Source organism: Streptomyces chisholmiae (assembly GCF_031845445.1).
Classification (GTDB): domain Bacteria; phylum Actinomycetota; class Actinomycetes; order Streptomycetales; family Streptomycetaceae; genus Streptomyces; species Streptomyces chisholmiae.
In genome coordinates this window covers 54,358-74,418 of record NZ_JAVREO010000019.1, presented here as the reverse complement: position 1 = coordinate 74,418, position 20,061 = coordinate 54,358, and the positions used below count along the sequence as shown (strand labels likewise).

At 74.7% G+C, this 20,061-nt stretch carries 18 protein-coding genes; 13 read left to right on the top strand and 5 right to left on the bottom strand.

What is annotated here, in order from left to right:
- Positions 1–165 precede the first annotated feature (165 nt).
- The 4 genes from mgrA (at position 166) to RM844_RS26055 (ending at position 3,878) form a co-directional block, all read left to right on the top strand.
- Positions 166–1,155, top strand: coding sequence for an L-glyceraldehyde 3-phosphate reductase (mgrA, locus tag RM844_RS26070; RefSeq protein WP_311669836.1), 990 nt, complete (start codon positions 166–168; stop codon positions 1,153–1,155).
- A gap of 240 nt (positions 1,156–1,395) precedes the next feature.
- Complete coding sequence (locus tag RM844_RS26065) at positions 1,396–2,376, top strand: GlxA family transcriptional regulator (RefSeq protein WP_311669835.1); 981 nt, start codon at positions 1,396–1,398, stop codon at positions 2,374–2,376.
- 219 nt (positions 2,377–2,595) lie between these two features.
- Positions 2,596–3,216: a DJ-1/PfpI family protein gene (locus tag RM844_RS26060; RefSeq protein WP_311669834.1), complete on the top strand. Its 621-nt coding sequence runs from the start codon at positions 2,596–2,598 to the stop codon at positions 3,214–3,216.
- Between the two features lie 122 nt (positions 3,217–3,338).
- Positions 3,339–3,878 carry a snapalysin family zinc-dependent metalloprotease gene (locus RM844_RS26055; protein ID WP_311669833.1) on the top strand — a complete coding sequence of 180 codons (540 nt, stop codon included), beginning with the start codon at positions 3,339–3,341 and terminating at the stop codon, positions 3,876–3,878.
- Positions 3,879–4,038: 160 nt separating this feature from the next.
- Here the strand turns inward: RM844_RS26055 and RM844_RS26050 are convergent, their stop codons facing one another.
- Positions 4,039–4,587, bottom strand: a complete 549-nt coding sequence (locus RM844_RS26050) for a GNAT family N-acetyltransferase (protein WP_311669832.1) — start codon at positions 4,585–4,587, stop codon at positions 4,039–4,041.
- Positions 4,588–4,766: 179 nt separating this feature from the next.
- On the opposite strand from RM844_RS26050, the gene RM844_RS26045 reads away from it, so the two are divergent.
- From RM844_RS26045 to RM844_RS26030, 4 genes are all read left to right on the top strand, one after another.
- Complete coding sequence (locus tag RM844_RS26045) at positions 4,767–5,714, top strand: LLM class flavin-dependent oxidoreductase (RefSeq protein ID WP_311669831.1); 948 nt, start codon at positions 4,767–4,769, stop codon at positions 5,712–5,714.
- Positions 5,715–5,977: 263 nt separating this feature from the next.
- The gene (locus tag RM844_RS26040) at positions 5,978–8,206 is read left to right on the top strand and encodes a GMC family oxidoreductase (RefSeq protein ID WP_311669830.1); all 2,229 of its coding nucleotides are present in this window, start codon (positions 5,978–5,980) and stop codon (positions 8,204–8,206) included.
- A 170-nt stretch (positions 8,207–8,376) separates the two neighbouring features.
- Complete coding sequence (locus RM844_RS26035) at positions 8,377–9,141, top strand: polysaccharide deacetylase family protein (protein WP_311669829.1); 765 nt, start codon at positions 8,377–8,379, stop codon at positions 9,139–9,141.
- A 109-nt stretch (positions 9,142–9,250) separates the two neighbouring features.
- Positions 9,251–10,120, top strand: coding sequence for an aldo/keto reductase (locus RM844_RS26030; RefSeq protein WP_311669828.1), 870 nt, complete (start codon positions 9,251–9,253; stop codon positions 10,118–10,120).
- A 54-nt stretch (positions 10,121–10,174) separates the two neighbouring features.
- Here the strand turns inward: RM844_RS26030 and RM844_RS26025 are convergent, their stop codons facing one another.
- From RM844_RS26025 to RM844_RS26015, 3 genes are all read right to left on the bottom strand, one after another.
- Positions 10,175–11,215, bottom strand: a complete 1,041-nt coding sequence (locus RM844_RS26025) for a hypothetical protein (protein ID WP_311669827.1) — start codon at positions 11,213–11,215, stop codon at positions 10,175–10,177.
- Positions 11,216–11,369: 154 nt separating this feature from the next.
- The gene (locus RM844_RS26020; protein ID WP_311669826.1) at positions 11,370–12,407 is read right to left on the bottom strand and encodes a lactonase family protein; all 1,038 of its coding nucleotides are present in this window, start codon (positions 12,405–12,407) and stop codon (positions 11,370–11,372) included.
- A gap of 153 nt (positions 12,408–12,560) precedes the next feature.
- Entirely contained in the window at positions 12,561–12,836 is a 276-nt protein-coding gene (locus tag RM844_RS26015; protein ID WP_311669825.1) for a helix-turn-helix domain-containing protein, read from the bottom strand.
- A gap of 58 nt (positions 12,837–12,894) precedes the next feature.
- Between RM844_RS26015 and map the strand changes: the two genes are divergently transcribed.
- The 5 genes from map (at position 12,895) to RM844_RS25990 (ending at position 18,264) form a co-directional block, all read left to right on the top strand.
- The gene (map, locus tag RM844_RS26010; protein ID WP_311669824.1) at positions 12,895–13,662 is read left to right on the top strand and encodes a type I methionyl aminopeptidase; all 768 of its coding nucleotides are present in this window, start codon (positions 12,895–12,897) and stop codon (positions 13,660–13,662) included.
- Between the two features lie 93 nt (positions 13,663–13,755).
- Positions 13,756–15,021, top strand: coding sequence for an FAD-dependent oxidoreductase (locus RM844_RS26005; RefSeq protein WP_311669823.1), 1,266 nt, complete (start codon positions 13,756–13,758; stop codon positions 15,019–15,021).
- Between the two features lie 220 nt (positions 15,022–15,241).
- Positions 15,242–16,390: a cupin domain-containing protein gene (locus RM844_RS26000; protein ID WP_311669822.1), complete on the top strand. Its 1,149-nt coding sequence runs from the start codon at positions 15,242–15,244 to the stop codon at positions 16,388–16,390.
- A gap of 87 nt (positions 16,391–16,477) precedes the next feature.
- Positions 16,478–17,362 (top strand): fumarylacetoacetate hydrolase family protein, encoded by an 885-nt coding sequence (locus RM844_RS25995; protein WP_311669821.1) that lies wholly within the window; start codon positions 16,478–16,480, stop codon positions 17,360–17,362.
- A gap of 83 nt (positions 17,363–17,445) precedes the next feature.
- Positions 17,446–18,264 carry an IclR family transcriptional regulator gene (locus RM844_RS25990; RefSeq protein ID WP_311669820.1) on the top strand — a complete coding sequence of 273 codons (819 nt, stop codon included), beginning with the start codon at positions 17,446–17,448 and terminating at the stop codon, positions 18,262–18,264.
- Positions 18,265–18,536: 272 nt separating this feature from the next.
- Here the strand turns inward: RM844_RS25990 and RM844_RS25985 are convergent, their stop codons facing one another.
- A complete protein-coding gene (locus tag RM844_RS25985; RefSeq protein WP_311669819.1) occupies positions 18,537–19,925 on the bottom strand; it encodes a GntP family permease in 1,389 nt (462 codons plus the stop codon).
- Between the last annotated feature and the right edge of the window lie 136 nt (positions 19,926–20,061).

The following is a 20,061-nucleotide window of genomic DNA, read 5'->3' as shown; positions in this document are numbered from 1 at the left end:
GGGCCCGAGCGACACCGTGCGCACCGGGCCCGATCGGGCGGAAGGCCGCGCCGGCCAGGCAGAAGACCAGTTGCCGCGCTCCCGGCCCCGTGTGACGATACTCGGCGGCTCAGGACAGCAGGGGCCTCTCGCATGATTCGGACGATTGGAACGAGGAACCGCATCGTGACCTATGTCGCGGCCGACACTCGCTATCAGGACATGACCTATCGCCGTTCCGGCCGCAGCGGCCTGAGGCTGCCGGCCGTCTCGTTGGGCCTCTGGCACAACTTCGGCGACGAGCGGGCGCTGGAGACGCAGACCGCCATCGTGCGCCGGGCGTTCGACCTGGGGGTGACCCACTTCGACCTGGCCAACAACTACGGGCCGCCGCCCGGGGCCGCCGAGGAGAACTTCGGCCGGATCTTCGCCAAGAACCTGCGCCCCTACCGGGACGAGATCATCGTCTCCACCAAGGCCGGCTACCTGATGTGGCCGGGCCCCTACGGCGAGTGGGGCTCCCGGAAGAACCTGCTCTCCAGCCTGGATCAGAGCCTGACCCGGCTCGGCCTGGACTATGTCGACATCTTCTACAGCCACCGCCCGGACCCGGAGACTCCCCTGGAGGAGACGATGGGCGCGCTGGACGCGGCGGTGCGCCAGGGCAAGGCCCTCTATGTCGGCATCTCCAACTACTCGCCCGAGCAGACCAGGGAAGCCGCCCGCATCCTGCGCGAGTTGGGCACGCCGCTGCTGATCCACCAGCCCGCCTACTCGATGTTCAACCGGTGGGTCGAGGACGGTCTGCTGGACACGCTGGACGAGGTGGGCGCCGGCTCCATCGCGTTCTCGCCGCTGGCCCAGGGCCTGCTCACCGACCGTTATCTGGACGGCATTCCGGAGGGTTCCAGGGCGGCGAGCGCCAGCCCCTTCCTCACCAAGGAGGGGGTCACGGACGGCACCCTGGAGCGGGTGCGTGCGCTCAACGCCATCGCCCAACGCCGTGGGCAGACCCTGGCCCAGATGGCCGTCGCCTGGGTGCTGCGGGGTGGCCGGGTCACCTCGGCCCTGGTGGGGGCCAGCAGCGTCAAGCAGCTTGAGGACAATGTCGGCGCGACCAACAACCTCGACTTCACCGAGGCGGAGTTGGCCGAGATCGAGTCCCAGCTCTCCTGAGTCGGACCGGTCCCGCCCGCGCGGGCGCCCCGACCGGGGGGCGGCCAGGCCCGCGCGGGCGTGCGAGACCGGCGGCCTGCCCCCCGCGGGCGCGTCCCGTGGGCCCCGCCGTCCGTCGGCCACCGGGCCCGGCCGGGTCTCCCGGTGGCCGCCCGGTCCGGCTGATCGCCGGGCGGACTGGCAGGAAACGTCAGAGATGTGTCATTGCTGCCGGCCTCCGGGGCGGCGGACAATCACGACGTGCCCAGCCAACGCATCGTCCTCGTCGTCTTCCCCGGTTTCCAGATTCTCGATCTGACCGGTCCGCACGAGGTGTTCACCGCCGCCGGACGGCAGGCCGGTGGCCTGGAGATCGACGTGGTGGCCGCCGAGCCGGGGCCGGTGGCCGCCGGTTCCGGGCTGCGGATCGCCCCGACCCGGACGCTGGAGGAGTGCGCCGGCCCCGTCGACACCCTGATCGCCGTGGGCGGCAGCGGGGTCCACCAGGCGTGCGACGACGCCCGGCTGGTCGACTGGGTCGCCGAAACCGCCGGCCGGGCCCGCCGGGTGGCGTCGGTCTGTACCGGCGCGTTCCTGCTGGCCAGGGCCGGCCTGCTCGCCGGCCGGCGGGTGGTCACCCACTGGGCCTCCTGCGACCGGCTGGCCCGGGTTCACCCCGAGGTCACCGTCGACCCCCGCCCCATCTTCGTGCGGGACGGCTCCGTCTGGACCTCGGCCGGTGTCACCGCGGGCATGGACCTGGCGCTGGCCCTGGTCGAGCAGGACCACGGCCCGCAGCTCTCCAGGAGCATCGCCAGACAGCTGGTGATGTTCGTGCAACGGCCCGGTGACCAGGCGCAGTTCAGTGCCCAGCTCGCGGCCCAGCGGCCGGCGCGCGCCCCGTTGCGCGAGGTGCAGGAGTGGATCGCCGACCACCTGGACGAGGACCTGACGGTCGCCGCGCTCGCCGCCCGCGCGGGGATGAGCGAGCGCAACTTCGCCCGGGTCTTCCGGGACGCGGTCGGCCAGCCGCCGGCCGGCTATGTCGAGACGGCCCGGATCGAGGCCGCCAGGCGCCTGTTGGAGACCACCGACACCCCCCTGGAGGGCATCGCCAGGAGCTGTGGCTTCGGCACCGCCGAGACCTTCTACCGCAGTTTCAGGCGTCGGCTCCGGACCACACCGGGCGCCTACCGGGAGCGGTTCGCCGGTGGAACCCGCCTCGCCCCGATCCCTGGCTGAGTCCGCGCCACACCGGCGTCTCCCGAACAGCCCGGCCCAGCCCGGCTTTGCCCCGCCCCGGTCCCAACCGCCCCGGTCCCAACCGTCCGGATCCCAAGCGCCCCGATCCGGGCCGAACTGATCCCAAGCGCCCCGGTCCTAACCGCCCCGGTCCCAGCCGCCCCGGTCCGGACCGAACTGATCCCCGCTGAACCGAACCAGCCAACCGAGAGGCTTATCATGCGCATCCTGATCCCCCTCTTCCCCGGTGTCACCACGCTCGACGCGGTCGGCCCCTACGAGGTGCTCCGCCAACTCCCCGGTGCCGAGGTGCACTTCCCAGCCGTCGCGCCCGGTGTGGTGCTGGACGGCGCCGGCGCCCTGGGGCTGCGCGCCGACACCGCGCTCGGTGACTTCGACGCCGCCGACGTACTGGTCGTCCCCGGCGGGCCGGGGGCCAGGCCGGCGCAGACGGACCGGGCCCTGTTGGACTGGATCGCCGCCGTCCACGCGACGACCCGCTGGACGACCTCGGTGTGCACCGGTTCGCTGTTGCTGGGCGCGGCGGGTCTGTTGCGGGGCCTGGACGCCACCACCCACTGGGGGGCGGTGGACGCGCTGGAGGCGCACGGGGCCCGCTACACCGAGGAGCGGGTGGTGGAGCGGGGCCGGATCATCACCTCCGCCGGCGTCTCCTCGGGGATCGACATGGCGCTGACCCTCGCGGCCCGGCTCGCCGGACCCGTGCCCGCGATGGCGGCGCAGCTCCGCATCGAGTACGACCCGCGCCCGCCGTTCGACTCGGGCGCGCGGAGCAAGGCCGCGCCGGAGGTGCTGGCGTATCTGGCCGAATCCCGGTAGGCGCGGCGGCGGGGTTCCGAGCGGCCCGAGCGGGCGGGTTCACGCGCGGTCCGGCTGGGCAGGGTCCCCCTTGTCATTCTTGTCATGCACACCGCTTTCGTTCCCCCCCACCGGAGGCTGACATGACCCAACGGAGGACCACCCGGGTGCTGGTCACCCTGCTGGCCGGCCTGGCCCTGCTCTGGACCTCGGGCCAGGCGGTCGCGGACGACCGCGCCGCGGCGGCCACCACCCTCACCTACGACGTCAGTGGCGCCGAGGAGTTCGTCGACGCCGTCCACGCGGGCGCGGCCATCTGGAACGAGACGGTCGTCAACGTCCAGCTGGCGCCGGCGGACGCCGGCGAGTCCGCCAACATCGAGATCGTCGCCGACGACGGCTGGCCACGCGCGCTGACCACCAGCCTCGGCAACGGCATCATCTGGTTCGGCCGGCAGGCCGTGGTCGAGGGTTACGACACCACCCGGATCGCGTCCCACGAACTCGGCCACCTCCTCGGCCTCCCCGACATCAAGCCGGGGCCGTGCAGCAGCCTGATGTCCGGCTCCACGGCGGGTGTCGGCTGCACCAACCCGTACCCCGACGCGGCGGAGACGGCGGCCGTGGAGAACGCGTTCGGCGGGTTCCTCGCCGACCGCGCGCCAGCCGTGGCCTCGCGGTAACCGGTTCCATCGAGCCGGTGGCGTGTGGGTACCGGCGGGCGCCCGCCGGCACCCACACGCCGGGGGGCGTGCCCGCCGGGCCGGCACGCCCGGGCGGCGGCGAACCCGTGCCGCCCCCCCACCCCGTACCCACCCACCCACGGCCGGGCGGCGGAGCCGGTCAGTGGCTCGCCAGCCACTCCTCCCTGGTCAGTTCGTACGCCACCTCGCCGTGTTCCGAGCCGGGGATGGCCTCCGGCCAGTCGCCGGAGTACGCGCGCGAGAAGCGCAGTCCGACCTTCTCCATCACCCGGCGGGACCGCGTGTTGACCGCCATCGTGCGTGCCTCGATCCGGGTCACCGCCCACCCGGCGAAGCCCCGTTCCACCAGCGCCAGCGCGCCCTCGGTCGCCAGCCCGCCGCCCCAGGCCCGGCGGGCCAGCCGGTACCCCAACTCCACCTCGGCGACGCTTTCCTCGGTCAGCGGCCGGAACTCGAACCACCCCAGGAAGTCCCCCGAGTCCCGCGCCTCGGCGGCCCAGTAGTCGGGCCGGCCGGAGACCGGGTGCGTGCGACACAGGCGGGGCAGCGTCCGCCCCCGAATCACCTCGGCGCTGACCGGTTTCCCGCCGTTGATGAAGCGGAGGACCTCGGGATCGTTGTCCAGGGCCACCAGCGCGTCGGCGTCCTCCGCGGTGAACGGTCGCAGCCTGAGCCGGTCCGTTGTCATCCATGTACTCATCCGCAGAGCCTGACCTGCCGGTGTGCCGGTTCGCCACCGCTTTACTAGGCCGGACCGGGCCGCCGGCCCCGTTCGGCCGGCTTCCTGGAACTCCCGCCGGCCGCGGTCGTTGAGCGGATGAGGGCTGGTCAGGGGCCGGTCCCGCCAGGTGAGGGTGAGGAGCCGCTGTGAGTTGTCCCGTGGGCGTGCTGGTGCCGGGTGATCTCGACGGGCCGACGCTGGTGGCGTTCGCGCGGCGCGCCGAGCAGCTCGGTTTTGACTCGTTGTGGATCGTCGAGGACTGTTTTCTGAACGGTGGGGTGGCCCAGGGTGCCACCGCGCTGGCGGTGACCGAGCGGATCACCGTGGGGCTCGGTCTGCTGCCCGCCGGCGCCCGGAACCCGGCGTTCGCCGCGATGGAGCTGGCCACGCTGGCCGAGTTGCACCCCGGCCGGCTGGTCGTCACCGTCGGGCACGGCATGCCCGACTGGATGCGGCAGGTGGGCGCCTGGCCGGCCAGCCCGTTGACCCTGCTGGCCGAGTACCTCGACGCGGTGCGCGCCCTGTTGGCGGGGGAGCGGGTCACCGTCGCGGGCCGCTACGTCCAGCTCGACGGCGTCGAGTTGGCGCGGAAGCCGGCGCGGCCCCCGGCGGTGTTCGCCGGGGTGCGCGGCCCCAGGTCGCTCGCCGTGGCTGGCCGGCACGCGGACGGCACGCTGCTGGCGGAGCCGGTCAGCGCGGAGTACCTGGCGGTGGCCAGGGGGCAGATCGCGGCCGAGGGCGCGCACCCGCTGGTCGCCTACACGGTCGCCGCCGTGCACGACGACCCCCGGGTGGCCCGCGACCAGGCCAGGGTCGGGCTGAAGTGGGTGGGCGAGCCGGCGTGGGCGCCGCACATCGCGCCGCTGCCGTTCGCCGACGGGCTGGCCGCGCTGCGCCGGGAGTGCGGCTCGGCGGAGGAGTTCGGTCGGGCGCTGCCCGACGACTGGGTGGACCGGCTCGCCGTCTCCGGCACCCCCGAGCACGGGCGTGACCGGATTCGCGCCCTGCACGAGGCCGGCGCCGACCGGCTGGTGCTGATCCCGGCCGGCCCCGACCCGCTGGCGGCCCTGGACTCCCTCGGCCGCCTGGTCTGACCCGCGAGCAACGCCGGCGCGCGCCACCTCCCGGCTTACCTCTCGGCGTGGTGCCGGGCCGGCGGGACACCCCGGCCTCCAGATCGGCTTGTCGACTTTCTGGTCGGTCTTGCGGGGTATTCACCTGTTTTCGGCCGGAAGTTGACCATGGAGTCCGGCCGTTTGGGCCGGTTTGATGGGGTGGGGCATGCCGTGGGTCGCCGTCGCCGAGGGGCGTCGGTCCGGCCGTGCCCGACGTTCGGCCGCAACCAGGAGGAGTGCCGATGGAGCCGTGGCAGCCAGCCCAACCGCAGCGGAGCGTGACCCTGCGCGCCCTGGTGAACCGTCTGATCCCGGCCGGCGATCCACTGCCCGGCGGCCAACCCGCTGCCGACCACTCAGCCGGCGACCACCCGGCCGGCTGGGAAGCCGGGCTCGACGGCTTCCTGCCGCTGACCCTGGGCGGAGCGGCCCGCGCCCTCGCGCCGCTGGTGGAGGCCGGTCTCGGGCTGCTGGACCACGAGGCGTGCGCACGTTACGCCGGCGGTCCCGCCTGCGGCCTCCTCTTCAGCGACCTCGCCCCGGCGGAACAGGACGTGCTGATCGAGGAGTTGCTCGCGGGGGAGGCCCGGGCCGAGTGGGGCGGCGTCGACCCGGCCGAGTTCCTGCGGGTGGTGATCCGGCTGAGCGCCCAGGGCTTCTGGGGCGACCCGGGCAACGGGGGCAACCGGGACGGGCTCTCCTGGCGCCTGATCGGCTACCGGGAGCGGCCAGCCGACGTCGAGTGGCCGCGGCCGGCCGACGAGCCGCCGCCCACCACCGACTGGGACGCGGTGGCCGGCCACTACGACGCGGTGGTGGTGGGCTCGGGGGCCGGCGGCGGGGTGGCGGCCTGTGTGCTCGCCGAGGCCGGCCACCGGGTGCTGCTGGTGGAGCGCGGCGACTGGCTCACCCCCGCCCAGCTGCGGGCCGACCACCTGCGCAGCCAGCGGCAGGTCCAGGTCACCGCGGACCACGACATGGCGGCCGGCCCGCCGGCCGAGGGCAACCCGCGGGTGGCCGACGGGCCGGCCGGGCCCGAGGTGGTCTGGCCGGTCGACAGCCGGTGGAGCAACAACGCGATGACGCTGGGCGGCGGCACCCGGGTCTACGGGGCGCAGGCGTGGCGGTTCTGCCCGGAGGACTTCCGGATGGCCAGCGTCTACGGCGTGCCCGAGGCGAGCAGTCTGGCCGACTGGCCGCTGGACTACGCGGAGTTGGCGCCGTACTACGACCGGGCCGAGTGGGAGATCGGGGTCAGCGGGGACCCGGCGGGGAACGCCTACGCCGGGCCCCGCGAGCGCGGCTACCCGATGCCGCCGGTACGGCCCAACGCGGTGGCCGGGCCGCTGGCCGAGGGGGCGCGGAAGCTGGGCCTGGGCACCTCCCCGGTGCCCCTGCTGATCAACTCGACCGCGTACCAGGGGCGCGGCGGCTGCCTGGGCTGCGCCGCTTGCGTCGGCTTCGGCTGCCCGGGCGACTTCAAGAACGACACCCGGAACACGGTGATCCCGCGCGCCCTGGCCACCGGGCGCTGCGACGTGCTCACCGGGGCGCGGGCCGAACGCCTGGTGACCGACGCTTCCGGCCGGGTGGTCGCGGTCGCGCTGGCCGCCCGGCGGCCGGGGCCGGACGGTGCCCCGGTGGTGGTGCGGCGGCAGGTGCGGGCCCGGGCCTTCCTGCTGGGCGCCGGCGCGGTCGAGACGGCCCGGCTGCTGCTCAACAGCCCCTCGGCCAGGGAGCCGAACGGGCTTGGCAACAATCACGACCAGGTCGGGCGGCACCTGCAGGGGCACGGCTACGCCGGCGCGCACGCGCTCTTCGAGCAGCCGGTCCAGGACGCGCTCGGCCCCGGGCCGAGCATCGCCTGCAACGACTTCCGGCACCACAACCCCGGGGTGATCGGCGGCGGGCTGCTGGCCAACGACTTCGTGCCGACCCCGCTCCAGGCCTACCAGACGTTGCTGTCGCTGGGGCAGCTCCCGAGCTGGGGGCCCGGGACGGTGCGGGGGATGCGGGAGTCGTACCCCCGGCTGGCCATGGTGACCGGACCGGTGCACGAGGTGCCCAGCCCGGAGTCGCGGGTGACGCTGGCGCCCGAGGTGGTGGACTCGTTCGGGATACCGGTGGCCCGGCTCAGCGGTCGGCCCCATCCGGCGGACCTGGCGGGCAAGCGGCTGCTGGCCGAGCGGGCGACGGCCTGGCTGCGGGCGAGCGGGGCCCGGGCGGTCTTCCCGTTCGGCACGGGGCAGGCGGAGCACCCCAGCGCGGGCCAGCACCAGGCCGGGACATGCCGGATGGGCGACGATCCGGTGTCCTCGGTCACCGACCCGTGGGGGCGGGTCTGGGGGCACGCCAACGTCCGGGTGGTGGACGCCTCCCTGCACGTCACCAACGGGGGCGTCAACCCGGTGCTCACCATCCTGGCCCTGGCCTACCGGGTGGCCGGCCGGGCCGCCCAGGAACTCTCCTGACCGCGGGCCGCGCGCGCCGGGCGGGGCGGTACCCCCGGTGAACGGCCAGCTCAGGGCACTTCATAAGATGAGCTTAATGAGGAGGACTCGCCGGTGCTGATGTCGTTTCGCACGACATCAGCACCGGCGAGTCGTTCGTTGGGGTATCGCACCACGGGGGGCCATGTCACATGTCACGAAGAGGCGTGCGGGCACGGGGACGGGCGGCCGTGGCGCTGGCCGCCGCGGTCTCGCTGCTGGCGTTGGGCGGCTGCTCGATGTCCACGGTCTCCGCGGCCGAGGTGCGGAGCAAGCCGAGCGGGGACGCGGTCGTGCCGCAGGACGGGCCGGACTGCGAGGAGCTCACCTGCATCGCGCTGACCTTCGACTCGGCGCCCAGTGAGCACACCCCGGAACTGCTGGAGATCCTGCGGGCCGAGGAGGTGCCGGTCACCTTCTTCCTGCTGGGCAGGAACCACATCGACACCTACCCCGAGCTGGTCCGGCAGATGGTGGACGAGGGGCACGAGCTGGCCAACCACACCTGGACCCACCGCCGCCTCACCGAGATCGACCGGGACGAGATCCACGAGGAACTGGCCCGCACCCAGGCGGCGATAGCCGAGCTGACCGGCGTCACCCCCACCCTGATGCGCCCGCCACAGGGCCGCACCAACGACGAGGTGGGCGAGGTGAGCCGGGAACTCGGCCTGGCCCAGGTGCTCTGGACCGTCACGGCCAAGGACTACCAGACCACCGACTCGGACCTGATCCGCGGTCGGGTGCTGGAGGGCGCCGACCGGGACGGCATCATCCTGCTCCACGACCTCTACGACGGAACGGTGCCGGCGGTACCGGGGATCATCGAGGAACTCAAGGGCGAGGGCTACACCTTCGTCACCGTCAGCCAGCTGTTCGCGCCCGGGCTCCCGGAGCCGGGCCGGGTCTACCGCTGACCGGGGCCCGGCGGCCGGCGCTCAGGGCCGCCGGCCGGTCCGCCGGGACGGCGGGCGCAGGCCCTAGATTGGGCCGCGGCCTTTCCGACACCGACCCCTGGAGGACGGCATGACCCACTCGGACGCCACCCCGGCCCACCGGTCGGGCACCTTCGCCCTGGGCGGGGACCTGCCCGTGCACCGACTCGGCTACGGCACCATGCAGCTCACCGGCCCGGGGGTGTGGGGCGACCCGGCCGACCCGGAGGAGGCCGTGCGGGTGCTGCGCCGCGCCGTCGAGCTGGGCGTGACCCTGATCGACACCGCCGACGCCTACGGCCCGTTCACCGCCGACCTGCTGCTGCGGCGGGCGCTCCACCCCTACCCGGACGACCTGGTGATCGCCACCAAGGCCGGCTTCGCGCGCACCGGGCCCAACGCCTGGGTGCCGATCGGGCGCCCCGCCTACCTGCGCCAGCAGGTCGAACTCAGCCTGCGGCACCTGGGCGTGGACCGTATCGACCTGCTCCAGCTGCACCGGATCGACCCGGAGGTGCCGCTCGCCGACCAGTTGGGCACGCTCGCGGAACTCCAGACGGAGGGCAAGATCCGGCACATCGGGCTGAGCGAGGTCAGCGTCGCCGAACTCACCGAGGCCGCGCGGTACGCCACGGTGGTCTCCGTGCAGAACCGCTACAACCTCGCCGACCGGGCGGCCGAGGACGTGCTGGCGTACGCCGAGCGGCAGGGCCTGGCCTTCATCCCCTGGTTCCCGCTGGCCACCGGGGCGCTGGCCCAGGGCGACGGGCCGCTGGCCCGGGTGGCGGCCGAGCAGGGCGCCAGCCCCTCCCAGCTGGCCCTGGCCTGGCTGCTCCGCCGCTCGCCGGCGCTGCTGCCCATCCCCGGCACCTCCCGGGTGGCCCACCTGGAGGACAACGTGGCCGCCGCCGAAGTCGAGCTGACCGACGAGCAGTTCGAGGCGCTGGCCGCCGCCGTCTGAGCCGGCGGCGGCCCGCCCGGCCCCGCTCCCGCCCCGCCTCACCCGAAGTCCGGCTCAGTCGGAGAGCGCGGTCAGGGCGCGGCTGGCCAGCCGGGACACCTCCGTCTCCATGGCCGGCGACGGCTCCGCGAGCACGCCGTGCCAGTAGGTGACGCTCACGATCACGTTGGAGTCCAGGGCGAACAGCTCCACCCCGGCGTCGTCCTGGGCGCGCCGCCAGTCGTGGCCGTCGATCCTCTCGGCCGAGGCCCCCGGGGGCAGGCCGCCGTAGAAGGCGGCAGCCGCCGCGTCCCGGGGGCGGTCGCCAGCCGAGCCGTGCCAAGGGAAGAGCTGGTAGCGCAGCTCGACCCGGGCCTCCTCCCCGACGAAGCCGCACCCCTCGACCCGGTAGGTGTCCGTCGCGTCCGTCGTCGGCCTCGGCTCCTCCCAGGTGAGCGCGAGCGGCTCGACGCTCGCCTCTCCGACGGCGCACGGGTCGGGCAGCGCGGACAGCGTCGCGCTCCCCGGCCACCAGGGCGCGTGCCACGGCTCGTCCCGGCTGACGGCCCAGCCGCCCAGCACCGCCACCGACAGCAGCACTGCGGCCCAGCGCGCCAGCAGCCGCCGGCCCGTCCAGCGGCCGGCCGGTGGCGAGGACACGGCTATGCGCGCGGCCTCCGCCGTCGGCACGGCCGCCCGCAGCGCCTCGACCGCGGCGTCGAACCGCCGTGGACTGACCGTCAGATGGCCACGGGGCGCCGGCAGCCGGAGCCGCTCGCCGTCCAGCGTCAGCAGCTCGGGGCCCCGGAAGTCCACCGTGATCAGCCTGATGTGGTGCCAGGGGAGGGGCCGCGCCTCGGCCAGCGGGAGACCGACCCGGAGCAGCGCGGCGCTGCCGGTGAGCCGGGCCCGCGCGTGCCAGACCAGCCGCCAGAGCGCGGCGGCCAGCAGCGCCAGCCCGCACAGCCGCAGCCAGCCCAGCCCCTCCCGGTGGGCGAACGCCGCACCGGCGGCGGCCACCGCCGCCAGCGCCGCGTACCCGGGCACGGCGCCCGGCGCCGCGCCGATCCCGGGCGCCCGCCGCCCGCCCCGCTCTCCGCTGTCTCGTGCTGTCACCGTCATCGCCCCCCGTGGTCAGCCGGTCTCCGACAGTGTGGCACGGGGGTCTGACAGCGGGGTCCGAGCCTGGTAACGGCCCGTCGACAGTGGTCAACCCCCACCGCCGGGCCGAGCGTTCAGCCGCCGCGGTCGTCCCGGCCCTCCCGACGTCTCAGACGGTGCTGGTGGGAACCACGCTGACGAAGACCGGGGAGTTGACCGGGTGCCGGTGCGCCTCGGTCGGCACCCCGGTCTCCTGGTCCAGGTCCAGGGTGACCAGCACGTCGTCGAACTGCGAGGCCGCGTACAGCCGATCGCCGTGCACGGTGAAGTGCCGGGGCCAGGCGGCACCCAGCGGGTACTCCGTCACCACGGTCGGCGCCGCCGAGTCGTCCAGGGCGAACACCGTGAGGGTGTCCGGGCCCCGGTTGGAGAAGTAGCCGAACCGCCCGTCGGGGGCGGGGGTGAACTGCGCGCTGAGGTTCTCCTCCGGCCTGGCCGAGGCCCGGGTGCGGTGCACCACCTCGAAGTGGCCAGGCGTCGGCTCCCGCAGGGTGACCAGCTCACCGCTCAACTCGGCGACCAGGTAGGCCCGGTCGCCCGCCGCCCGGACCAGCTGCCGGGGCCCGCAGCCGGCCGGCAGCCGGGCCGCGACCCGGTCGGTGAGCCGGCCGTCCGGCGTCAGCCGGTAGGACCAGACGGTGTCGCTGCCCAGGTCCAGCACGCTGGCCAGGGTGCCGGCGGCGTTCAGCGTCACCATGTGGGCGTGCGGTGCCTCCTGCCGCTCCGGGTCGGGGCCGGAGCCGGTCAGCTCGACCAGGTCGGTGCGGCCGGTCGGCAGGCCGCGCTCGTCCAGCGCGAACACCGCGGCGCTGCCGCTGCCGTAGTGCGCGGCCAGCGCGTGCCGCCCGTCCGGGGTGACCGCCAAGTGGCAGGGCAGGGCGCCGCCGCTCTCCAGGACCGCCAGCACCCGGGGGGTGCCGTCGGCGTTCACGGTGAAGGCCGTGATGCCGCCGGTGGCCAGCTCGTTGACCGCGTATCCCACCGGCAGCCGGGGGTGCCAGGCGAGCCAGGAGCAGCCGGGGGTCTCCAGCTCGGCGACCGTGGTCGTCGTGCCGCTGGTCCGGTCCTCCCGCAGGACCGTGAGGCCGGGGCCGGTGCCGCCGGTTTCGCTGGTGTAGGAGCCCACGCAGAGCAGTCGATCCGCCATCTCGTTCCGTCCGTCGCGCCGTCGGTGCCCTCACACGGTAGGCCCCGCCGGCGGGGTGGCGCGCAGAGGGCGAACCGGCGCGCGAACCGGCGTGTGAGCCGGCGCGCGACGCGGCGCGAACCGGGGCCCGGCCCGGCCACCGGCTTCGCCGGCTCAGGCCGTCAACGCACGGGGCTCCTCGGCTGGTTCGGGCGCGCAGGCGTCCACGAGCTGGTCCAGGGAGAGGCCGAGCGCGGCGGCCAGCGCCGCGACGGTGAAGAAGGCCGGGGTCGGGGCCCGCCCGGTCTCGATCTTCCGGAGCGTCTCGGCGGAGACGCCCGCCGCGGCGGCCACCTCCACCATGCTCCGGTCGCCGCGTGCCGCGCGCAGCAGCTGGCCGAAGCGCTCGCCGCGGGCGCGCTCCCAGGGGGTCAACGGGGTTCTCACCATGGCCGTGATACTAATACCGGTATAAGTATTGGTCCACGGCGGTGGGGAGACACGGCTCATGGTGGAGATCAAGAACGACGCGGCGCTGGACGGGATGCGCGAGGCCGGCCGGGTGGTGGGGCAGGCGCTGGCCGCCGTCGAGGCGGCGGCCGCGGTGGGCGTGTCGCTGCTGGAGTTGGACGAGGTGGCCCGCGAGGTGCTGGCCAAGGCCGGCGCGACCTCGCCGTTCCTCGGCTACCAGCCGTCCTTCGCGTCCACCCCCTTCCCCGGGGTGATCTGCGCCTCGGTCAACGACGCCCTGGTGCACGGCGTGCCCACCGGGTACCGGCTGCGCGACGGCGACCTGGTGAGCATCGACTGCGGGGCCAAGCTGGACGGCTGGACGGGCGACGCGGCCGTCAGCTTCGTCGTCGGCACCGCCCGCCCCGCCGACCTGGAGCTGATCGAGGCGACCCGGCGGGCCCTGGACGCCGGCATCGCCGCCGCCGTCGTCGGCCATCGGCTCGGCGACATCGGGCACGCGATCGGCGAGGTCGCCCGGGAGGCGGGCTGCGGCATGCCGACCGACTTCGGCGGGCACGGCATCGGCCGCGAGATGCACGAGGACCCGCACGTGCCCAACCGGGGGCGCCCGGGCCGCGGTTTCCCGCTCCGGCACGGCCTGGTGCTCGCGATCGAGCCGATGCTGATGGCCGGCGGGCGCGACGAGTACCGCACCGCGAGTGACGGTTGGACGCTGCTGACCGTGGATGGCAGTCGGGCCGCGCACATCGAGCACACGGTCGCCATCACCCGGGAGGGGCCGCGCGTGCTGACCCTGCCCTGACGGGCGAGTCCGCCGCACCGCCGCCTTTTTCTGCATAGAGGAAGTTTCTCCAGGTCTATTTCTCATGGATGGAACTCGTGAGAGATTGAGCCCATGGCAGCACAACAGCGTGGACTCAACGACGAGCCGGTCCTGGTGGTCGGCGGCGGCCCGGTCGGGATGGTGGCCGCCGCCTGGCTGGCCCGACTCGACGTGCCGGTCGTCCTGATCGAGGCCGAGGACGAGCCGAAGACCGACTGGCGGGCCTCCACCTTTCACGCGGCGACGCTCGAACTCCTCGACGAGCTGGGCGTCGCCGAGCAGATGCACGCCGAGGGTCTGCGGGTGCCGATCTACCACTTCCGGGACCGGGCCGAGGGGCTGATCGCCGAGTTCGACTTCCGGCTGCTGGCGGACGAGACGCCGTTCCCCTACCGGCTCCAGCTCAACCAGCAGCACCTAGTGCGGATGCTGCACCAGCGGCTGCGCGCCACCCCCGAGGTCGAGCTGCGCTTCGGCTGCCGGGTCTCCGGGGTGCGGCGGCGGCCCGGGGGCGGCGCGACCGTCACCCTCGACACCCCGCGCGGCCCGGAGGAGCTCTCCGGCCGCCACGTGATCGGCGCGGACGGCGCCGGCAGCACGGTGCGCGGCGCGCTGGGCGTGGAGTTCACCGGTTTCACCTACCCCGAGCGCTTCCTGATCGCCAGCACCTCCGTCGACCTCGCGCGGGTGCTGCCGGGGATCGCCGAGGTCAACTACGTGGCCGATCCGCACGAGTGGCTCTTCCTGTTGCGCACCCCGGAGTCCTGGCGCGCGGTCTGGCCGGTGCCGGCCGGGCAGACCGAGGCCGAGGCGCTGGCCGAGGAGACGCTGCACCGGCAGTTCCAGGGGGTGGCGCCCCGTCCGGAGGGCTACCCGATCATCGACCGGCAGCTGTACCGGGTGCACCAGCGGGTCGCCGAGACCTTCCGGGTCGGCGACGTGCTGCTGGTCGGCGACGCCGCGCACATCAACAGCCCGATGGGCGGCGTCGGGTTGAACAGCGGTATCCACGACGCGGTCGACCTGGCCCGCCGGATCGGCCGGATCGCGGCCGGCGGCGCGGACCCGGACGCCGAGCTTGACACCTTCGCCGAGCGCCGCCGCCGGGTCGCCGTCGAGTACGTGCAGGCCGACACCCAGCGCAACACCGAGCGGCTGATGGAGACCGACGAGACGCGGCGCCGCGCCGCGCACGCCGAGATGCGGGCCATCGCGGCCGACCCGGACCGGGCCCGCGGCTACATGCGCCGGGTCTCGCTCCTGGAGAGCGTGCGGCGCTTCGGCATCGGACTCCCGCCCGGGCGCACGCCGGCACCCGCCGGCACCCGCGCGCCCTGACCGCGCGCCGCACCCCATGCGCCCGGCACCCCAAGCGCCCGGCACCCCAAGCGCCTGGCACCCCAAGCGCCCGGCACCCCAAGCGCCCGGCACCCACAGGGCGCCGCGCCCCGAGGTGCCACGAGCCAGGGCGTCGCGACCCGGGGCGCCGCAGTCCATGGGCGCCGGCCCCGAACCGCCGCGCACGACGACCGCACCCGTCAACGATCTGGAGGTCCGCATGTCCACCACCGAGGAGAACCGGCCGGCCGGGGAGGCCGGGGGCGAGGCCGCCAGGGCCGGCCGGCCCGCGGCGGCCGACCCCGAGCTGACCGCCCTCTACCGGGACATCGAAGCCGCCGGGCTGCGCCCGCTGTGGACCATCACCGAGCAGTTGCTCACCCCCACCCCCCGCCCCCGCGCGGTGCCCTGGCTCTGGCGCGCCGCCGACCTGCGCCCGCTGGCCGAGCGCGCCATCCGGCTGGTTCCGGTGGAGCGCGGCGGCGAGCGCCGGGTGCTGTCGTTGACCAACCCGGGGCTCGGCGGCCAGCCCTACGCGGCCGGCACCCTGTGGGGCGCGCTCCAGTGCCTCGGCCCCCGGGAGACCGCCCCCGCGCACCGCCACACGCCGGGCGCCATCCGGTTCGTCACCGAGGGCGAGGGAGTGTGGACCACGGTGGACGGCGACGCCTGCGACATGCGCCCCGGCGACCTGGTGCTGACCCCGGGCGGCGCCTGGCACGACCACGCCAACGGCGGGGACGGGCACATGTACTGGTTCGACGGGCTCGACCTGCCGATGATCGAGGCGCTGGATGCGATCTTCTTCGAGCCACACCCCGAGCTGCGGCAGCCGGTGGTGGGCGAACACAACCGCTCGGAGCGGGAGTTCCGGGACGGCGGCGGCACGCCGGGCGACACCATGGTGGCCGGCGCGGTCCGCGGCCCGCTCGACCCGAACCCGTCCGAGCTGCTGGTCTACCGCTGGGCCGAGACCGACGCGCGGCTGACCGAGCTGGCCGCCGCGTCCGACGAGCCGCTGGTGAGCCTGGAGTTCACCAACCCGCGCTCGGGGGCCAGCGTGCTGCCCACCCTCTCCTGCGGGATGCACCGGGTACGGCCCGGCGGCGCCGCCCGGCCGGTGCGGCGCAGCGGCAACCGGATCTACGTGGTCTTCCGGGGCGAGGGCCACACCGTGCTCGACGGGCGGCGCTTCGACTGGACCGCCGGTGACATGTTCGTGGTCCCGTCCTGGGTGGCCGAGGAACACCACAGCGCGGCCGGCGCCGACCTGTTCTCGCTCGGCGACGACCCGGTGCTGCGCGCGCTGGGCGTCTACCGCGAGGAGCGGTCGCCGGCGGCCCAGGAGGTCACCGGTGTCTTCGGCTGAGCCCGCCACCCGGCCGGCCCCGGCCACGCCCCCCGACTCACCCATCCGACCGGCCGCGGCCGGCGGACCGAAGGAAAGCAGGACGAGATGAAGCTGGTGCTCTTCGACGACCATCGCCTGGGCGTGGTGGACGGAACGGGGGAGCGGGCGCGGGTGGTCGACGTCACCGACGCGCTGGGCTGGCCGCACGATCCGGACCCGCTGACCGCCGGCTGGTGGCGCCGGCTGTGCCGGGACTTCCCCGCGGCGCGCGACCGGCTGGCCGAGGCGGCGGCGGCCGGCGAGGGCCGCCCGCTGTCGGCGGTGCGGCTGCGTGCCCCGGCCGTCAACCCGAGCAAGATCGTGGCCTGTGCCTGCAACTACGCCGACCACGTCGCGGAGATGCACGGGGTGCAGGAGCGCACGCTGGGCGGCGTGGAGTCCTGGATGATGAACTTCGACGTCTTCCTGAAGTCCCCGTCCTCTCTCTCCGGCCCGGCCGACGACATCGTGCTGCCGGCCGAGGTCGTCGACGCGGGGCAGGAGATCCACCACGAGTCGGAGCTGGTGATCGTGGTCGGCCGGGGCGGCCGGGACATCGCCCTGGACGAGGCGCTGGACCACGTCCTCGGCTACACCCTCGGGCTGGACATCACGGTCCGCTCGGCGGCCGACCGCTCGCGCCGCAAGAGCTACGACACCTTCAGCCCGCTCGGCCCGGTGCTGGTCACCGCGGACGAGATCGGAGACCCGGGCGCTCTGGAGATCTGGCTGGACGTGAACGGCGGCAAGCGCCAACACGTCAACACCCGCGACCTGTTGACGCCGGTCCCGGCGATCGTCTCGTACGCCTCGCACATGATGACGCTGCTCCCCGGGGACCTGATCTTCACCGGAGCGCCGCCCGGTGTGGGCGCCATCGAGCCGGGGGACACCGTGCACGCCTCGATCGGCGGCGTCGGCGCGATGACGCTCGCCGTGCGGCGGGGCTGACCGCCGTCGCGTGCCCCGGGCGGGGCGGACTCCCTTACCGCCCGGGGCCCCTCAACAGAAAAGAACTGGGCTAGAATTCTTTTATGTCGAATGATGCTCCCGGAGCGCGCCCGGCCACGACCCCGCCGACCAGCGCCGGTTCGGGCGCCAGCTCGGTGGACAACGCCCTGCGCCTGCTCGAACTGATCGGCGAGCGCCAGGCGTTGCGCGTCTCGGAGGCCGCCGGCGAGCTGGGCGTCGCCCCCTCGACCGCGCACCGGCTGCTCAACGCGCTGCGCCGGCGCGGATTCGTGCTCCAGGAGAAGCCCAACACCGCCTACCGGCCCGGCCCGGTGCTCAACGAGATCGGGCTGGCCGCCATCGGCCGGGTGGACATCCGCCAGGTGGCCAGGCCGGTGTTGGAGGAGGTGCGGGACCGCACCGAGGAGACCGTCAGCCTCTCCCTGCTGGAGGGGCGCAACGTCCGCTTCATCGACTGCGTGGAGAGCCCCCGCGCGGTCCGGGTCGGCAACCGCACCGGGGTGGTGCTGCCCGCGCACTGCACGGCCGCCGGCAAGGCGATCCTGGCCGCCATGCCCGAGTCCGAGCTGGCCCGCCGGTTCGCCGACGCCGAGCTGACCACCCGCACCGCCCACTCGGTGGCCGAATGGTCCACGCTGGCCGCCGAGTTGGCGGAGATCAGGCGGCTGGGCTACGCGGTCAACATCGAGGAGGGCGAGCTGGGCATCTCGGCCGTCGCCGCCGTCCTGCGGGACCGCGCCGGCACCCCGCTCGCCTCGGTGGCGGCCGTCGTCCCGGCGCACCGGCTCGCCGCGCGGGAGCAGGCCGGGGCGCTCGCCGAGCGGCTGCTGGAGGCCAGGGACCAGCTCCAGGAGACGCTCCGCGGCCAGTTCACCGCCTGACCCGGCGGAGTCCGGCCGGGGCCGGTCGTCATCGCGCCGCCGCGGCGGGCCCGGCCGGGCCCGCCGGACCAGCCGCTCGGTCGCCGCCGGGCCGGCCCCCCCCGGCCGGGGCCGGTCGTCGGCCGCGTCGGCGAACCGCCGGCGGGACGCGGCCAGCGGGCCGAGCAGCCCGGGCGCCGTCCGGGTGCGGGACCGCCCACATCTCGGAGAGGGCGTTCCCACGGCGTGCCGATCAACGCCACCGAAGGCGCCCGCCGGGCTGGTGGCCGCCCTCAGGCCACCGCGTAGAGCGCGCCCGCCAGGGCGAAGCCCAGCACCGCGATCAGGGTCTGCAACACGGTCCAGGTGGCCAGCGTGGTCCGCACGTCCATTCCCATGAAGCGGCCCACCAGCCAGAACCCCGAGTCGTTGACGTGGCTGGCGATCACCGAGCCGGCCGCCAGCGCCAGCACGATCGCGGTCAGCGCCAGCGACCCGAACCCGCCGCCGGTGACCACCGGTTGCAGCAGCCCCGCCGCGGTGGTCAGCGCCACCGTCGCCGAGCCCTGGGCGATCCGCAGCGCACCGGCCACCACGAAGGCCGCGACGACCACCGGCAGTCCCAGGTCGGCCAGGCTGTCGGCGAGCGCGTCCCCGATGCCGCTGGCCCGCAGCGTGGCGCCGAACATGCCGCCGGCGCCGGTGATCAGGATGATCGAACAGACCGGCCCGAGCGCCGAGTCGGTCAGCTCGGAGACCAGTTCCCGGCCCTGGCCTCGCCGGGTGCCCAGCACATGGCTGGCCACCAGCACCGCGATCAGCAGCGCCACCGGGGTGGCGCCCAGTGCCCTGGCCGGCTCGTACCAGCGCTCGGTGCCGCTGACCCAGCCGGCCGCCCGGGCCGCGTCCAGGCCGGTGTGGGCGAAGATCAGCAGCAACGGGAGCAGCAGCAGGGCGATCACCGTCGCCGGCCGCGGCGGGTCGTCCCGTCGCTCCGCCTGCGGCCCGCCGGTGAGCAGCTCGGGCACCGGCAGCACCACCCGCCGGCCCACCCACAACCCGAAGAGATAGCTGGTCACATACCAGGTGGGGACGGCGATCAGCAGCCCGAACACGGTCACCAGGCCGAGGTCGGCGCCCAGCAGTTCGGTGGCGGCCACCGGGCCGGGGTGCGGCGGCAGGAAGGCGTGCGTCACCGAGAAAGCGCCGGCCGCCGGCAGCCCGTAGCGCAGCACCCCGCCGCCCAGTCGGCGGGCCACCGCGAAGATGATCGGCAGCATCACCACCAGGCCGGCGTCGAAGAAGATCGGGAAGCCGAAGAGCAGCGAGGCGACGCCGAGCGCCAGCGGCGCCCGCCGCTCCCCGAACCGGCGGAGCATCGCGTCGGTCAACGCCTGGGCGCCGCCGCTCACTTCGATCAGCCGACCGAGGATGGCACCCAGCCCGACCAGCAGTGCCACCCCGGCCAGGGTGTCGCCGAAGCCGCCGGTCAGGGTCGGCACCACCTGCTCGGCGGGGATCCCGGTGACAAACGCGGTCACCAGGCTGATCGTGATCAGCGCCAGGAAGGCGTGCATCCGAAGCACGATGATCAGAAAAAGCAGTCCGGCGACCGCGGCGCCGGCGATGAGCAACAGGTTGCCGGTGGAAAGGGTCTGTACCCACTCTTCGTCCGGGGACATCGCGACCACTCCGTGGGGGTGTCGGGTCCGATGAGACCGCCCGAAATCGGACGTCGGCGGACCGTACCACCGGGTGGGGCGGTCGTGAAGGGGGCGCGTTCCCGGGGCGGACGGGGACCGGCCCCGCCCCCGGGGC

Bases quoted from the DNA above. Each gene is read 5' to 3' on its own strand.
- RM844_RS26040 (WP_311669830.1), top strand. From the start codon at position 5,978: ATGGAGCCGTGGCAGCCAGCCCAACCGCAGCGGAGCGTGACCCTGCGC.
- RM844_RS26055 (WP_311669833.1), top strand. From the start codon at position 3,339: ATGACCCAACGGAGGACCACCCGGGTGCTGGTCACCCTGCTGGCCGGC.
- RM844_RS26030 (WP_311669828.1), top strand. From the start codon at position 9,251: ATGACCCACTCGGACGCCACCCCGGCCCACCGGTCGGGCACCTTCGCC.
- RM844_RS26020 (WP_311669826.1), bottom strand. From the start codon at position 12,407: ATGGCGGATCGACTGCTCTGCGTGGGCTCCTACACCAGCGAAACCGGC.
- RM844_RS26060 (WP_311669834.1), top strand. From the start codon at position 2,596: ATGCGCATCCTGATCCCCCTCTTCCCCGGTGTCACCACGCTCGACGCG.
- RM844_RS26015 (WP_311669825.1), bottom strand. From the start codon at position 12,836: ATGGTGAGAACCCCGTTGACCCCCTGGGAGCGCGCCCGCGGCGAGCGC.
- RM844_RS25995 (WP_311669821.1), top strand. From the start codon at position 16,478: ATGAAGCTGGTGCTCTTCGACGACCATCGCCTGGGCGTGGTGGACGGA.
- RM844_RS26005 (WP_311669823.1), top strand. From the start codon at position 13,756: ATGGCAGCACAACAGCGTGGACTCAACGACGAGCCGGTCCTGGTGGTC.
- RM844_RS26000 (WP_311669822.1), top strand. From the start codon at position 15,242: ATGTCCACCACCGAGGAGAACCGGCCGGCCGGGGAGGCCGGGGGCGAG.
- RM844_RS26035 (WP_311669829.1), top strand. From the start codon at position 8,377: ATGTCACGAAGAGGCGTGCGGGCACGGGGACGGGCGGCCGTGGCGCTG.
- RM844_RS26050 (WP_311669832.1), bottom strand. From the start codon at position 4,587: ATGACAACGGACCGGCTCAGGCTGCGACCGTTCACCGCGGAGGACGCC.
- RM844_RS25985 (WP_311669819.1), bottom strand. From the start codon at position 19,925: ATGTCCCCGGACGAAGAGTGGGTACAGACCCTTTCCACCGGCAACCTG.
- map (WP_311669824.1), top strand. From the start codon at position 12,895: ATGGTGGAGATCAAGAACGACGCGGCGCTGGACGGGATGCGCGAGGCC.
- RM844_RS25990 (WP_311669820.1), top strand. From the start codon at position 17,446: ATGTCGAATGATGCTCCCGGAGCGCGCCCGGCCACGACCCCGCCGACC.